This is a genomic window from Streptomyces sp. NPDC055099, assembly GCF_053607685.1.
In genome coordinates this window covers 149,660-164,148 of the sequence record NZ_JBSGUA010000011.1, presented here as the reverse complement: position 1 = coordinate 164,148, position 14,489 = coordinate 149,660, and the positions used below count along the sequence as shown (strand labels likewise).

Annotated in this window: 12 protein-coding genes; 4 read left to right on the top strand and 8 right to left on the bottom strand. The window is 70.0% G+C overall.

The annotated features are described in order from the left end of the window. Positions 1 to 185 precede the first annotated feature (185 nt). The 5 genes from ACWFRU_RS26140 to ACWFRU_RS26120 form a co-directional block, all read right to left on the bottom strand. Positions 186 to 392, bottom strand: coding sequence for a hypothetical protein (locus ACWFRU_RS26140; protein WP_365820849.1), 207 nt, complete (start codon positions 390 to 392; stop codon positions 186 to 188). A 41-nt stretch (positions 393 to 433) separates the two neighbouring features. Beyond that, on the bottom strand, positions 434 to 625 hold the full coding sequence (locus tag ACWFRU_RS26135) for a hypothetical protein (RefSeq protein ID WP_365820848.1): 192 nt from the start codon (positions 623 to 625) through the stop codon (positions 434 to 436). A gap of 227 nt (positions 626 to 852) precedes the next feature. After that, positions 853 to 2,301: a phytoene desaturase family protein gene (locus ACWFRU_RS26130; protein WP_453690604.1), complete on the bottom strand. Its 1,449-nt coding sequence runs from the start codon at positions 2,299 to 2,301 to the stop codon at positions 853 to 855. Between the two features lie 341 nt (positions 2,302 to 2,642). Beyond that, positions 2,643 to 3,251, bottom strand: a complete 609-nt coding sequence (locus ACWFRU_RS26125; RefSeq protein WP_453690603.1) for a response regulator — start codon at positions 3,249 to 3,251, stop codon at positions 2,643 to 2,645. 3 nt (positions 3,252 to 3,254) lie between these two features. Next, positions 3,255 to 4,394, bottom strand: coding sequence for a sensor histidine kinase (locus tag ACWFRU_RS26120; protein ID WP_453690602.1), 1,140 nt, complete (start codon positions 4,392 to 4,394; stop codon positions 3,255 to 3,257). A 676-nt stretch (positions 4,395 to 5,070) separates the two neighbouring features. On the opposite strand from ACWFRU_RS26120, the gene ACWFRU_RS26115 reads away from it, so the two are divergent. The 3 genes from ACWFRU_RS26115 to ACWFRU_RS26105 all read left to right on the top strand — a co-directional run bounded on the left by ACWFRU_RS26115 (position 5,071) and on the right by ACWFRU_RS26105 (position 7,659). Then, positions 5,071 to 5,742 (top strand): helix-turn-helix domain-containing protein, encoded by a 672-nt coding sequence (locus ACWFRU_RS26115; protein ID WP_453690601.1) that lies wholly within the window; start codon positions 5,071 to 5,073, stop codon positions 5,740 to 5,742. 286 nt (positions 5,743 to 6,028) lie between these two features. After that, the gene (locus ACWFRU_RS26110; RefSeq protein ID WP_453690600.1) at positions 6,029 to 6,439 is read left to right on the top strand and encodes a hypothetical protein; all 411 of its coding nucleotides are present in this window, start codon (positions 6,029 to 6,031) and stop codon (positions 6,437 to 6,439) included. Continuing rightward, positions 6,439 to 7,659 (top strand): MAB_1171c family putative transporter, encoded by a 1,221-nt coding sequence (locus ACWFRU_RS26105; RefSeq protein ID WP_453690599.1) that lies wholly within the window; start codon positions 6,439 to 6,441, stop codon positions 7,657 to 7,659. Before ACWFRU_RS26110 ends, ACWFRU_RS26105 begins: the two co-directional genes overlap by 1 nt. Here ACWFRU_RS26105 and ACWFRU_RS26100 read toward each other — a convergent pair. The 3 genes from ACWFRU_RS26100 to ACWFRU_RS26090 are packed head-to-tail and all read right to left on the bottom strand — an operon-like array spanning position 7,624 to position 12,814. Then, complete coding sequence (locus ACWFRU_RS26100; protein WP_453690598.1) at positions 7,624 to 8,478, bottom strand: YhjD/YihY/BrkB family envelope integrity protein; 855 nt, start codon at positions 8,476 to 8,478, stop codon at positions 7,624 to 7,626. The genes ACWFRU_RS26105 and ACWFRU_RS26100 overlap by 36 nt on opposite strands. Positions 8,479 to 8,538: 60 nt before the next feature. Beyond that, a complete protein-coding gene (locus ACWFRU_RS26095) occupies positions 8,539 to 9,951 on the bottom strand; it encodes a hypothetical protein (RefSeq protein ID WP_453690597.1) in 1,413 nt (470 codons plus the stop codon). After that, positions 9,938 to 12,814: a peroxidase family protein gene (locus ACWFRU_RS26090; protein WP_453690596.1), complete on the bottom strand. Its 2,877-nt coding sequence runs from the start codon at positions 12,812 to 12,814 to the stop codon at positions 9,938 to 9,940. Before ACWFRU_RS26090 ends, ACWFRU_RS26095 begins: the two co-directional genes overlap by 14 nt. Before the next feature lie 382 nt (positions 12,815 to 13,196). Here ACWFRU_RS26090 and ACWFRU_RS26085 point away from each other — a divergent pair, with 382 nt between their 5' ends. Next, on the top strand, positions 13,197 to 14,477 hold the full coding sequence (locus ACWFRU_RS26085; RefSeq protein WP_453690595.1) for a lipase family protein: 1,281 nt from the start codon (positions 13,197 to 13,199) through the stop codon (positions 14,475 to 14,477). The last annotated feature ends 12 nt before the right edge of the window (positions 14,478 to 14,489 follow it).

Below are 14,489 nucleotides of genomic sequence, written 5' to 3'. Positions count from 1 at the left end.
ACTATAAATTTTTTTTATTTCTAAAAAAATTTTTTCCCCCACTAATTAATTTGGTGTTATAATTTTTTTTTTTTTGGGGGGCCGGCGTGGGGGGCGCGCCCCCACAACTCGCCTGGTGCTCGCAGACGTCGCTCCGAGCGGCTTCAGAAGCCCACGCTCAGGTCACGGGCTGCTGACGGTGTTCTCTACTTGCCGCCGGCACCGGCGGCACGGCCGAGCTCGTACGCGCCGACGATGGTCGCGCCGGCCGCGAGACCGCCGCCCGCGTACGGGCAGGTGACGAGAACGGCCGGGGTGAAGGCGACCGGCATGGTGCGGGTGACACGGTCCTGCTCACCCTCGGTCAGGGTCGGCTCCGTGATCGAACGCACACTGTCGATGATGTGAGTCATTCTGACTTCCTTTTCGAAATGCTCGGAAAGCCTGGCGGACTTTAGTTGACGACTCGGCCGGCGACGTACGCGCCCACCGGGACGGTGAAGGCGACGATGCCGGCCGTGATCTTGGCGGTCACCGGAACGGCCACGGCCGGGGTGGCCATGACGGGCGTGCCGTCGGCGTTCATCAGACCCTCTTCGAGGGAGCCCAGCTCCTGCTGGTTCATAAAGGCAGCAATCTTGCCCATGATTCCTCCTGTTGATGTGAAGCGAGGCACCACTATATGAAGATTCCAGGGGTGGAGACAGCCGTGGCGTGAAGTTGGTGATGACATTAGTCATGCTTTTCTGCGGTGACCAGCGAGAACGCTGACGAGGGATTGCCGTCGAATGTGACAAATGTAAGTGGCGGCAACAGACGAGGGTTCCGTTCGGGAATGGAACAAGCCAACCGGCGGTGCACAACAAGGCGCCATCACGTGTGCCCGTGCGGGCGCAGCGACGGCGGGGTGCGGACGCCGTATTCGTTGCGCAGCGCGGAGAGCGCGGCCAGATAGCCGGACATCCCGTGCACGCTGGGTCCCGGCGGCGTGGAGGCCGAGCACAGGTACACGCCGGGCAGCGGGACTCTGTACGGGTCCCATCTCGCGGCGGGTCGCAGCAGCGACTGACGCAGGGTCATGGCCCCGGCGCCGATGTCACCACCGACGTAATTGGGGTTGTAGGTCTCGTAGTCGGCGGCGCTCATGCCGCGCGCGGCGACGACCGTGTCGCCGAACCCCGGGGCGTACTTCTCGATGCGGCGGCGGACGAGGTCGACGGGGTCCCGCCGGTCGCCGTTCGGAACGTGGGCGTAGGCCCAGACCGGGCGTCTGCCGCCGACGGCCCGGCCGGGGTCCGTCGCGGCGGGGTCCACGAGGAGCACGAACGGCTCGGGGTCCCGGGTGCCGCGTACGGCCGCCGATTCCGTGCGGAACATGTCGGCGCGGGTGCCGCCGAGGTGGACGGTGCCGGCCCGCCCGGTCTCGGGGTCGGTCCACGGGATGGGGCCGGACACCAGGAAGTCGACCTTGGACGCCCCGGGCCCGTACCGGAAGCGTTCCAGGGAGCGCCGGTAGCGTGCGGGCAGCCGGTCGCCGGCGAGCTGGAGGAGCCCCTTGGGGCTGGTGTCGAGCAACACCAGGGGTACGTCCCCGAGTTCGCCGAGGTCCTTGACGGGCTGTCCGGTGTGGATGCGGCCGCCGTGCGCGGTGATGTCCGCGGCGAGGGCGTCGGCGATGCGCGCGCTGCCACCCCGGGGCAGCGGCCAACCCGTGGTGTGCGCCAGGTGTCCCAGGAGCAGGGCGACGGCTCCTGCGGCCAGCGAGGGAAGTCTGCCGACGGCGTGCGCGGCGACCCCCGTGAGCAGGGCCCTGGCCCGCTCGGTGCGGAAGGGCATCCTGGTGGCGTGGGCGAGGACCCTGGGCGCCAGGAGCAGCGGCGCCGCCAGGTCGTCCGGGATGCCGCGCTGGCCGGACAGGATCAGGTCGACGACGCCTTGGCTGTGGGCGGCGAGCGGCGCCATAAGCCGTCGCCAGCGTGCGCCGTCCGCGCCGAGTCCGGCGCTCGTCTCGGCGAGGTCGCGGTGGGCGAGGACGGTGTCCTCCCCGAAAAGCGGGTGGGCGTAGGGGACTTCGGGCTGGAGCAGGTCGACGCCGCGCGCGGGCAGGTCGAACTCGCGGAAGAAGCGGGACGCGGCCGCCATGGGGTGCACGGCCGCGCACAGGTCGTGCACGATGTCGGAGTCGAAGAGCGGCTTGGTGCGCAGACCGCCACCCAGGGTGTCGTGCGCCTCGTACAACTCGACGCTCAGACCCGCCCGCAGGAGTGTCACGGCGGCGGCGAGCCCATTGGGCCCCGTGCCGACGATCACGGCATCCGGCATACGACGCACCCTCCTGCAGGTCCTACGGAGGTCTTACGGAGGGCTCGTGCGGCAGTCTCCGTCGGCCACCCGCAAGGGATACAAGCAGCCCTGAAGAACCTTTGTCATGGCGCAGGTCACGGCGGAAAGGGGAGCCAGTCCTTCCGCATCTTTGACATGTGCCACGGCTCCGGCATGACGGATGTCACCGTGACCCATGCCGCGGTTGCGGCCCTGACCTGCGAATTCGCCGTGGAAATCGGCCCTGCGGTCGCCGCTGTCCGAGTAAATGTGACCGACGCCACACGGCGGCGGGCGGGTGCGACACAAGCAGCACACAAGCAGCGGCGCAGGCCCGCCGGTCAGATCCAGCCCTTCCGGCGGGCGACATGGGCGGCCTCATGCCGGTTCGCCGCCTGCAGTTTCCCGGCGATCTTCGAGAGGTAGTTGCGTACGGTCCCGGGGGACAGGACCGCGCGCCGCGCCACCGTGTCTATGGGCGCCCCGTCCGCCGACAGCGCCAGGATGTCCGTCTCACGCCGGGTCAGCGGAGACTTCCCCGCCGACATCGCCTTCGCGGCCATCTCCGGATCGACATAGCGGGTGCCCCGATGAATCGACCTGATGATGACGGCCAGCTCCTTCGCCGATGTCGTCTTCGGCACGAATCCCCAGGCGCCCGCCGACAGAGCCGAGGCCAGATATCCGGGCGCCGTATGGGAGGTGACCACGACGCAGCGTATGGAGGGGCGGGCGTGCCGCAGTTCTCGGATGACGCTGATTCCCCCCTTGTCGGGCATGCTCAAGTCCAGCACGCAGACGTCCGGAACGAGTTTCCTCGCCAACTCGGCCGCTTCCACACCGCCTGCCGCCTCGCCGACCACTTCGAGGTCCTCCTCCGCCGCCAGCAACGCGGAGAGCGCCCCCAGGATCATTTTCTCGTCGTCGGCCAGCAGGACCCGTATCCGCACCCCTCACACCTCTCGCGTGAGGGGGACAGTGACCAGGAGGCGGTAGGCGCCATGAGGTTGAGGCCCGTGCTCCACGCTTCCTCCCAGCGGTGCGACGCGCCGCTTCAGCCCGCTCATGCCCGTACCGAGCGCCGTTCCCCGCTCCCGTGTGTCACGCACACCGTCGTTCACCACCCGCAGTACGCACTCCCTCTCCTCCCCCGCGCCGGACAGGCCCAGCGTGAACGTGCAGGCCGTGGCCTCGGACGCGTGCCAGATGACGTTCGTGGCCGCTTCCCGCACAGCCCAGCCGAGGACGTCCCGCACTTCGCGGGGCAAGTTCGGGCCGCACCCCTCGTCGATCACGTCGCACCGGATGCCGAAGGCCTGGAGCAGGGAGCGCGCGCCTTCCAGCTCGTCGTCGAGCGAGGCGGTGCGTACGGCGTTGACCACCGCCCGCAGCTCACTCTGTGACGTCCTCGCCAGCACCTGTACCTCTTCCATCTCCTGCAACTTCCCCGTACGTGCGACGAGTTCGGACTTGAGGGCGATGACGGCCAGATGCCGGCCGAGCGTGTCGTGCAGATCGTGGGACATCCGCAGCCGTTCCTCGGCCACCGCGTGCAGGGCGGCCACGTCCGCGGCCGCCTCCAGCCGGGAGATGACGGACACGGGCCGCATCAGGCTGCGGACGGCGAGGATGACGGACAGACAGACCCCGCCGGCGATCAGCGCCGAGGCATCCGGGTCCGGACTGGCGGCGGCGGACAGCACAAGGCACGTGGCGCCGGTGGCCAGTTGGACGCGCGGCGACAGCTCGGCCGCGACGACGGCCGCGGGCACGACGGCCATCGCGGAGAACGGGACGACCTCCGCCCGCGCCAGGGCCCCGGTGTAGGGGAGGAGCCAGAGACAGGCCGGCCACACGAAGGTGGGGGCGAGCAGGGCGAGCGGCGGGAACGCGTAGGGGCATCCGGTACACACCGGACGCAGCAAGGCGCCCAGGTGGAGGGCGTACAGGACGGACACGAGCCCGAGGACGGGGTGCGGTTCGGGCAGCTCCGCGATCAGGACGAAGACCAGAAGGGGTGCGGTCAGACAGAGGACGAGTGCCTGGCGGGTGTGCCTCTCGAAACGCTCGGCGTCCTTGCGTGTGGCGTTCAACTGCGCCGGCTCCTGCGGAGGCCGACGCGTGTCCCGGTCGGAGAACGGGGCGAGCGCGAAGGACGGGTACGGACCGGACTCGGATGTGGGGGGCAAGTCAAGCCTCACAAATTAGGTGCATCACACATGTGCATCATGCTGGTTCATCACAGGTGCATCACGCGGGGACATTTCGGCCTCGTGGGGCGAAGCCGATCAAGAGCGCACCGCAGAGGGGGGGCGGGGATCAATGGCGTGATCAATGGTCTCCGTACGCGGAGCCGGCGCCATGGGGGGCATCGCGACTCACGGGCGGCCCGGTCGCAGCAGGCGCGGCGGCGGCGTCCGCCTCAGAGGGACCTCCGCGCGTGGGGTGAACACCGGCCGTCGGCACGGAAGTTGACGGCGTCAGGCGGCACGAGATGCGCACCTCTCGGCACTCGAAGCCTGTAAGTACACATGAGAATCCCCCTGAACATGCCGTGCTGGAAGTGCATCCGCCCGATCAGCCGTTCGCACCGAATCCTCACTGGCCACCCGCACAAGTGTCAACTATTAATGGCACCCTCATGAAGCTCTCGAAGCCCCGCCCGGAAACGCCCAGTTGTTCCCGGATGACCGAGTGGCCCGGTGCGGCTTTCGAGGACCCTCTAGACTCCCCAGGCCCCTACGCCCTGGGCAGACAAGGAGCTTGGCTGTGAGTGATGGTGGTGACGAGCTGGCTCAGCGCGTGGCAGTGCGTCTGGAGAAGCTGTTCCAGAACGTCATACCCGCCCGCCTCGGCCGCCCTTGGACGAACCAGGAGGTCTCCGATGCCACGGGCGTGACCGTGGCCCGGATCGCCGGCCTTCGCAGCGGTCGTCCGCTCGAACCCCTGCACCGCGACCCTCCGCAGGAGCAGATCTCCGCGCGCTTCACCGACCGTCTCAACCACCTGCTGGCGCAGCGCGTGGACGAGCGTGGACAGCGCTACTCGCTGCGGGCTGCGGCCAGGGCCTCGGGGATGTCGTCGACGTACCTCGACAAGCTGCTCGAAGGCCACAGCCAGCCGACGCTGTCGAAGCTGGCGCCGCTGGCGGCCTTCCTCCGCGTCGGCATCGACGCGCTCCTCACGGATGACCTCGGTTCCGTCGCGCACCACTTCGGGGTCCGCCGGGAAGCCCTCACGTACGACAGCAGCGAGCCGGTCGCCGTCGAGCTGGAGGACACCCTCAAGGCGCTGGCCGCCTATCGCCGCATCTCTCACAATCCCGCCGCCGCGCAGATCGCGTTCCGCATGGCCGGTCTTCCCCCGGGGCAGGTGTCGGAGGTCGCGGCCGTCATCGAGAGCCTGCTCGCGGAGCCGGGCCCGCACGACACCGCCTCGTAGCCCCCGTCTCCGTCTCCGTCTCGGCCCCGTCTGCGTCTGCGAGCGGACGCCCGGCATCTCCCGCATCACACGGGCAAACAGGATGACGGACCGGGAAAACGCGCCACCGTGTCCGAGACCGGTCAGGTGGTCATAGGATCACCCGTACGTGGTCCTGACCAGACCGCAGGCGTCGAAACACTTCGGGGGCACCATGCGAATCGGCCGTGAACGACGGCGAGCGATACGGCTCATCCGGGAACTCGATCTTCCGGAATTGCCCGTGCTAAAGGATGTCGTCGAGTCGGTGGCACGGACTCGCGACAGGCCGGTCGAGGTCCGTCACCGCCGGCTTCCCTCCGGACTCACCGGCTTCTGCGCGCAGTTGGCCCACCGCGATGTCATCGTCATCGGTGACAGTGCCTCACCCCTGAACAGGATTCTCACGGCCTGCCATGAGCTGGTGCACCTGTGGCGCGGGCACGTTCCGGCCCAAGGCGCCCTGTTCGACAGGGCCACGGTGCGGACCCTGCTGCCCGGGATTCATCCGGACGTCGTCCGCGGGGTCCTGATGGGGCGCTCCCACTACGGCACTCCGCAGGAGCGGGAGGCGGAAGTGGTGGCCACCCAGTTGGTCACCATGCTGGACCTGCGGGCGGATCAGGTCGGCAACGCCCAGCTCTCGGCTTCTCTGGCGCATCGCAGAACCGGTGTCTGATGACGGCCCTCAACACCGTCTACGTCACCCTCTACTTCCTCCTCAGCGGTCTGTCGGTCATGACGGCGGCCAGCAAGGTGCTCGCCCTCCGCAACAACTCCGCCCGCTCCCTGAGCATCCTCGCCTGGGGGGCGCTGCTGGCAGCGGGTTCCTTTCTGCTCATGTATCCGGCCCTCTACCGTTGGCTCGGGGCCGTCTCCGGCATCCCCACGTTCAGCAGCCTGCTGATCTACCTGTGCCTCTTCGGCTTCGCCGTCAACTCGCATGTCGCGGTGCGTCTTTGGAGTCAGGGCCACGGCGGCGTCGGCCGCCCGGGGCCGCGGCGTCCGGTCCGCCCGGCCACGCTGTATCCGGCGCTCGGCGTCGCCATGGCCACGCTCTACTTCCTGTCCGCCTTCCGCTACCCGCAGGACCTGGGGGCCGGGCGCATCACCGTCGACACCCATCCCCTGGTGGTCTGCTTCTTCGCCACCACCTGGGGGGCCATCGCCACTCCCCTGCTCGCCACCGCCCGCCGGTGCGGCACGATGCGCCTGGCCCACCAGAACGAACGGCCCTCGATCAGCCGCGGGCTGCGCGCGGTGCAGATCGGGGCGCTCCTGATGGGTACGTCGTTCGCGCTCAAGCTGCCGCCGCTGACGGCCAGTTCCTTCGGCGCCCATCACATCGACGTACTTCACCTCGGCGTGCCCCTCTTGAGCGGCGCGGGCATCCTTCTCGTGCAGTACGGCTACCTGGCGCCGGCGCTGGACGCCTGGGTCGAGGAGCGCCGTGACTTCCGCACACTGCGGCCCCTGTGGGAGCTGACCATGCAGGCCAGCGATCCACGCCTGGCGCTCGCCCCGCCGGGCCCCCTCACGGAGAAGCTCGCCCTGAACGTCACCACGTGGTATCTGCCCCGGCGCATCATGGAGATCTCCGACGCCATCCACGCCCTGCACCCCTGGATGCGGCCCGAGCCCGCGGACGGCGTCCTGCGGGCGGCCCCCGCCACCACTCCCCCGCCGGACCTCACTGCCGCGTGTGCGGCCGCCACGCTCATCGATGCCATCCACCGCAAACAGCGGGGTGTTCCGCCCCGGCCGGACACCCCCACGGCTCCCCTGCCCTCGGTCCCGCCGGCCGAGGAGCGAGCGCACCTGGTCCGTGTGGCCACCGCGCTCCGGACCCCCGGCGGTCGGCCGTCAGTGCCGTCCTTCGGCGGGCAGCCCGCGCTGTAGCCGCCGCTCATGGACGAGTCGGCCCACCAGCGCCCCGCCGTACACGACGAAGCCGACCCCCACCAGCCAGGACTGCAGGATCAGCACGGTGCCGAACGGGCCGTACGTCACCGCGTTCGACGCGATCAGCGGAGAGAAGACGAACTGCGAGAAGACGCGCAGTCCGAGTAGCCCGAGGGCGGTCAGCGCGGCCCCGGGGGCCAGGGCGCGCCAGCGGACCCGGCCGCAGAGCAGCAGCCGCTGTGACCACCAGAAGAAGAGGAACACGCCGACGGTGTCGCCGACGGTGACGAGAGCGGTCTCGGCGGCGGACGACTCCTCCGGCGCGGGCAGGGTGACGAAGAGCAGCAGGACGAAGACGAGCCCGGCCAGCCAGACGACGTGCCGCCACATGGTGTGCCAGCGTGCCGACGGCAGGTCCCACGCACGTTCGTAGCCGGTCTGTACGGCGGATCCGAAGGTCACGCCGAACGCGGCCAGCGCGCCGAGGCCGAGGGCCGTGGTCCGCTGCAACGCCCGCCCCGGCACCCCGAAGAGCTGCTTGATCTCCTCCTCCGGCACCTCGGACACCCCGAGCCCCTGCACCAGCCACCGGGCGAACCCCTCGCCTCTCGCGAGGTCGGCCGCGGCAACCACGACAAGCAGCGGCACGAGCGTGAGGAAACTCAGCGCCGCGAAACCCATGGCGCGGTGCATCAGCTCCATCTCCCGCCCTCGATTCCAGGCGAGCCCGGCGAACGACGAGGACGCCGGCGGGCGCCGGAAGAAACGCGGAGATCGACGTCCGCCACCCGGCGGCGTATCGGGAACTGAGGGCATATCAGACCGATTACCCGCAATCCCCCCGAACCCCGCCCCCCATGCCGCCGAACGAGCACGTCACCGGGCGTCCACGGCTCCGTCCCACAGGTCGCCGTGGCGGCGGTGGGCCGGGGTGAGGCCCTGGGTGAAGTACTTGTCGTAGTACTCGTTCTCCACGTGGTGGGCCTGTAGCCAGATTCCGGGGACGTGGATCGCGTCCGTGTGTGCGGGGAAGCGGCGGTGGGTGTGGAGGATGTACGTGCAGATGTCGCGGGCGCACTCGATCACCCGCTCCTCGTACTCGCTCGCCTCCGCGAGATAGCGCTGGCCGTAGTCCTCCCGGTAGATGCGGGTGAAGACGTCCTTGTCGGCGTAGACGCCGCCGGGGCCGAACTTGTCGCGGATCACCGCGTCCACCGCGTCGGACATCGACGCGAACGCGGGCGGGCACATCGCGGAGATCAGCTGCTCGCCGTCCGGTGCCTTCAGGCCCACCGGGTGGGAGCGGACGTTCGCGTACTTGGGGAGCGGGATGTGCCAGCGCCAGATGTCGGCAGGGCGCCAGCGCGGGGTGACGAAGGTGAAGCCGAGCATCCTGCCGTAGGCGCGGGAGAACTTCGGGTCTCCCAGAGCGATCTGGGGGTTGATGGACGCGTGGATCCAGGCGCCCAGACCCATGGCCTCCGCCACCAGCATCAGGTTCTGGAGCAGCAGGTCCGCCTCGATCTGAGTACGCAGAGGGCCCAACGCCCCCAGCGGCAGCTTCAGCTCCCCGTTCAGGAAACCGTTCTTGATCCACTTCTGCACGCCCGCGGGCCGGTAGAAGTTCCGGTCGTCCACCAGCGTGGGCCGCGCCCCGTCCGGCTGCGTGAGCAGGTACATCAGGGCGTTGATGTACTGGTGGGACAGGTCCACCACCGGGAAGAGGACCGTCGTGCCCGGCAGGTTCGACAGGAAGCGGTTCGAGTCGAGGTAGGCGGGGAAGTCCCGCAGGCCCTCCGCCACGTCGAGACGGTGACCGAGGACCTTGACCTTGGCCTGCCGCGCGCGGGCGGTCAGTGTCACGTCGTCGAAGGGCTCCTCCGGCGCCGGCGGCAGCTTCCGCAGGTAGTACGTGCCCGTGTCGTTGATCAGGAAGAAGTGCGTGCCCTGCGCGTTGTCGGGGCTGCCCGCGGTACGCCCCGCCATGGTCAGGTTCGGCTTCGCCATGATCGGTTTGCCGTCGCGCGGGTCCTCGAAGGGGCGGTCGGGCATGGTCAGCCCCGTACAGCCGGTGAGGGCGATCAGGACCGCCTCCTCCAGCTCGGTCAGCGGCTGCGGAGGGTCCTTGGAGACGTAACTCATCGAGCCCGCGGGGACGGTGGCGCCGCGGCTCACCCGGTGGGTGCGGCGGCGCCAGACCGTTTCCAGGAGTGGGCGTACGAAGAGGTCGGCGAGCCCGGGGTGGTGGCCGTTCGCGCGGCTCTCGGGCCCGGCCTCAGGGGGTTGCATCGCTGCCTCCGTCCCGCACCGGCTTGACCTGCCGCCACGGGGCGAACGCACTCGCGTCGCGGGGCAGCAGACCCGCGAGGTCCGGCGCGTGCCGCTGGATCACGGACTTCATGCCGCTCTTCTCGACCCACTCGATGCCGAGCGGCGTGTAGATCTCGGGGCGGTAGTCGACGGTCAGGAAGCGGTCGCTCTGCAGGCGCCGGGTCGCCATCAGGATGAAGATGCGGAAGGCCGTGTCGCTGAAGCCGAACCCGGTCGGCGGGTTCTCGGCGAACAGGCCGACCACCGTGTCGATCTCGTCGACCGAGCTGTAGACGTCCTTGAGGCGCGCGACGGTCTCGGGGTCCTGGCTCAGGTCCTCGAAGCGGCGGATGCGCGGCTTGTGCAGGCCCGCCCGGAAGTCGTTGTAGCGCGGCACGCCCCGCCTGCGGGTGCGGACGAGGTCGACGACCGACAGGTCGATGATCTCGCCGTCACGCTCGAAGCGCTGCAGCGCGCGCGGGAAGTTGTTCAGCGTGATCGCGCCCGGGTGGGCGATGCCCAGCGAGTACAGGGTGTCGGCCAGGCCCGTCTTGCGGATGGCGGCCTCGGCCGCGCCGCCCTGGATGTCCTGGAAGGTCAGGCTCTCCAGGCGCTGCCCGAAGTGGTGCTCGCGCATCACGTAGTCGTCGGGGATCAGCGGGTGCATCCGGTAGACGGTGACGAAGTCCTCGGTGAGGGAGTACGGCGCCGCGTGGTGGTCCGGCAGCGTCTTGGGGATGCCGGTCAGCGAGTGGGATTCCAGGAGCCACAGGCCCAGCTTGTTGAGCCAATTGTTGGGCGGGCCCTCCCAGTTGGTGTGCAGGCCGAGGTCGATGGCCTCGGTGGCGAGGATCGCCGGGGTCCACTCCACTGTGTGGATCTTGGCGATGAGGGCGGAGACGACCAGACGCGCCGTGTGGTAGACGCTGTCCTCGCTCATCGCCGGGTACTCCCGGCGCAATGCCGCACAGACCGCGTTGTGTTCGCGGGCGAAGAGCGTGTGCATGGCGCTGAGCCCGAGCCACCAGCTCTCGTTGAAGCCGGTGAGCGGGATGCCGTTCTGGCCGGTGGGCAGGTGCCCGTCCTCCAGGCGAAGGTCGGCGCTGCCGTCGGCCTCCCGCAGGAACCTCGCGGTCTGCTCGTCCGCGCCGTACACCTCGGAACCGTCCCACCAGTGCGACGCCGTGTTGGCGAAGAGGATCGGCGGCTGGTTGCCGGGAAGCTGGATGCCCTCGTTCTCGGCGAAGCGCATGACGTTCTCGGGCGGCCCGCCGGGGGTGTTGTGCCAGGTGCTGCCGGGCGGCATCGGCACCTCGACCGACTTGGTGCCCGTCGGGTAGCGCCCGTGGTTGACCCAGTCGTGCACCTGGAACTGGATCCAGGCGGCGGCCAGGATGTTCAGCGAGGTCGCGGGCACGAAGGTGTCGCGCTGCAGGAGCGTGCGGCTGACGGTGACCGGGTTCGGCGTGTCGAACAGATCGGGCCGGTAGTCCGGCTTCAGGTTGCGTCCGAAGGCCGCCCCCACGGCTCCCATCTTGGGCGCGGAGAGGTCGTTGTACGTCCCGTCGTACGACCGGGCCGTACGCAGCCGTTCGTCGACCGGCGGCGGCACGCGGACGGCCTTCGGCGGCGCCTCGTGGACGTCGGTGTCGATGAGGTTGAGGCGCCGGAGCACCTTGCGCAGGAAGACCAGGTTCAGCAGGCTCGCCTCCAACGGCAGCCTGTACCACGGCACATAGCGGTTGAGAGCGCCGAAGAACCGGCCGACGGGGATGCCGAGGACGGTGTTGCGCAGCGGCTCCCCGGTGGTGAAGCGCAGGCCCTGGCGGTGGGCGACGCTCGCTTCGTACGCGGCCTTGCGGGCGCGGTTGAGATTGCCGAGGGGGCGGAAGTCGTCGGTGGTGTACCAGGGGTTGAAGGCGAGCTCCTCCACCCGGGCCGCGGCCGCCTGGGCATCGGCGGTGGCCAGGTCCTGGCGCGGCACGGTGAGGCGTGCGACGGGCACCGGGGGCGCGACGTTGTCCTTCCACTCCACGGAGCCGTCCTCAATGGGCGTGCGCTGCTCGTCCACGTACCGCTGGACGCACAGGTCGAAGACGACGTCCGAGGTGATGAGGCGGTGCGCGAGCTCCCGGTGCAGGAAGTTCGGGTCGTGGCGCTCCGGCTTGGGGTCGGGGGCGCCGCCCGTGACGGGACGCAGGAGGTAGCGGACGGGGCCCGCCTCGCCCCAGAGGATGGCGCCGCGGCTCCAGTACGTCTCCTTGGCGAGGCTGCTGACCTTGTGCCGGGTGGCGGCCTGGATGTTGCGCCGCATCCGGGTCGCGGTGGAGAACCCGACGGCCAGCGGGAGCTTCACGAACAGGCCGAAGGCCTTCTGCAGTGTGCTGTTCGCGCCCGCCATGGCCTTGGCGAAGGCCACGAACTCGCGGGCGTCGCGGGCGTGCGACACCGGGAAGTTGGTGGCAAGGAGGTCATGGCTCTCCTCGTCCGACACCGTCACCCGCACGGCCACGCCCCGCAGATCGGCCACGGCGTCGGGCTGCCGGGTGCCACTGGCGTTGGAGAGCCGCACGGTCGCCGCGTACTCGGCGCCCGGCTGGGCGAAGCCGCCGCGCAGTGCTTCGGGGAGGTCTTCGTGGAAGGTGAGACGGGCGTTCTCCACGCCGAGCGCGGGCTTCGCGTGCTGGGTGCGCGCGAGCGAACCGGCGTCACTGGTGCGCCGGTTCGTCGCCTGGACCTTCATGATCTCTTGGGCCAGGCGCTCGAAGAGGCGGTGCTCCGCCTCGGGGCTGCCGCCCACGTAGCGCTCGTAGGTCTGCTCGTACTGTCCGGTGTCGGCCATCAGGCGCTTCCTTCGCACGCAGGCGTACGGGACGGGTGGCTTGGCCCTGTCTGACGACAGGGCCTAGGACGCTACTGGCGGCACCGGACGGCCGCAGCGCGGGTTCCCGCCTATGTGCGGGGCGCGGTCCGGGCGTCGAACAGGCAGGCGGGCGGCGGCATTTGGGCCTGTCGGGCGCCCGCGGACGGTCGTGTGGCGCGGCGTGCGTGATCGTCCGGCTGTCCCTCTGGGGTCTTCTCTCACAGCAACCCCATGAGCGCGGCGCGCCGGTGGCCGGTCCATGACGGGTGGACGGGGCCCCGGCGCATGTGAGTTGACTGCGGACCGGGCCGGTGGTGTGCTCGCAACTCCGTTGCCGTCGCCGCCCGTTCCGGGGGGAACCATGCGCGACCACCACGTCCGGGCTCCGTCCTTCAGCGATCTGCGCCGCCCGTACAAGGCCGGTGCGGACACCGGTCCCGGGCCCGGTTTCCCGGTCTACCCGGACCTGGTGGAACGGCTGGTGGAGGACAAGTCGCAGCCCGATCCGGAGGGCGTGGTCCCGCACGCGCTCGCGACATGTGCGGCGTACTCGTACGCCGGCACCGCCGAGGACGCCGACCCGGCGACGCTCGCCATGATCATGGCGCGCCTCGGTCTGGAGGAGAACCGCTGCCGGGTCTTCGAGCAGCGGGTGGGCGCGATGTACATCGCCTCGGCGGCGTACCTGCTTCAGGACAAGGACCGGCGGGTGGTGATCCTCTGCTACCGCGGCACCCAGCCGGAGGACATCATCAGCATCCTCACCGACGCCGACGTACGGCCCGAGACGCTCCGCGTGGCCCTGGGCGAGGAGCGGTACGACGTCCACGCGGGCTTCTACCGCAACATGCGGGCCTCCCGGTACCTGGTCATGCAGGCCCTGGAGCGGGCGCTGCGCGGCGAGTCGGTCGACCCCGACGAGCAGGGCACGGTGGGCGACGGGATGGAGGCGCTCTACATCACCGGGCACAGCCTGGGCGGTGCGATGGCCGCGCTGATGGGTGTCGTGCTGACCCACGAGCCGCGCTATGCCGCCGTCGCGGAACGCCTGAGGGCCGTCTACACCTTCGGCCAGCCCATGCTGGGCGGACCTGAGCTGGCCCGCGCCTGCCACGAGGCCCGCGACCCGCGGGGCGTGCACGTGCTGCGTGACCGGCTCATCCGCTACATCTACGACCGCGATGTCGTGCCCGCGCTGCCGCCGCGCCCGGTCGGGCCGTACGCGCCCTTCGGCCGCGAGTTCCACTACCGGCGGCGGCGCGGCGTGGCCGACGGCGCCTTCTCGCTGGTGGCGGACGCGCTGACGGAGGCGCTTTCCCTGCCCGGCGATCTGCTCGGAGGCAGGCTGCGTGCCACGGCGGGGCAGCGGGCGAAGGCGGTGGGGCGGGCCGTGGAGGGGCTTGCGCGAGGGCCGCGCCGGGAGGCCGGCTGGGTCGAGGTGCGCGAACCGGCGCCGCACTACCCGCAGATGGACAGCCTCGCCGGGCTCGCGGTGGTGGCGCCCCTCGCGTTCTTCGCGACCCGCCTGGCGCTGACCCGCACGATCCCGTTCACGTACTCCTTCGAGGACCACGGGCCGGGGCACTACGTGAACGCGCTGGCTCCGCCGGGGGTCATGAGCGAGTACGGCGACGTCCTGTGAGGCGGCGGCAGC

Excerpts from the sequence above, each read along its gene's own strand:
- ACWFRU_RS26135 (WP_365820848.1), bottom strand. The coding sequence starts at position 625 with ATGGGCAAGATTGCTGCCTTTATGAACCAGCAGGAGCTGGGCTCCCTC.
- ACWFRU_RS26090 (WP_453690596.1), bottom strand. The coding sequence starts at position 12,814 with ATGGCCGACACCGGACAGTACGAGCAGACCTACGAGCGCTACGTGGGC.
- ACWFRU_RS26095 (WP_453690597.1), bottom strand. The coding sequence starts at position 9,951 with ATGCAACCCCCTGAGGCCGGGCCCGAGAGCCGCGCGAACGGCCACCAC.
- ACWFRU_RS26100 (WP_453690598.1), bottom strand. The coding sequence starts at position 8,478 with ATGCCCTCAGTTCCCGATACGCCGCCGGGTGGCGGACGTCGATCTCCG.
- ACWFRU_RS26105 (WP_453690599.1), top strand. The coding sequence starts at position 6,439 with ATGACGGCCCTCAACACCGTCTACGTCACCCTCTACTTCCTCCTCAGC.
- ACWFRU_RS26130 (WP_453690604.1), bottom strand. The coding sequence starts at position 2,301 with ATGCCGGATGCCGTGATCGTCGGCACGGGGCCCAATGGGCTCGCCGCC.
- ACWFRU_RS26085 (WP_453690595.1), top strand. The coding sequence starts at position 13,197 with ATGCGCGACCACCACGTCCGGGCTCCGTCCTTCAGCGATCTGCGCCGC.
- ACWFRU_RS26140 (WP_365820849.1), bottom strand. The coding sequence starts at position 392 with ATGACTCACATCATCGACAGTGTGCGTTCGATCACGGAGCCGACCCTG.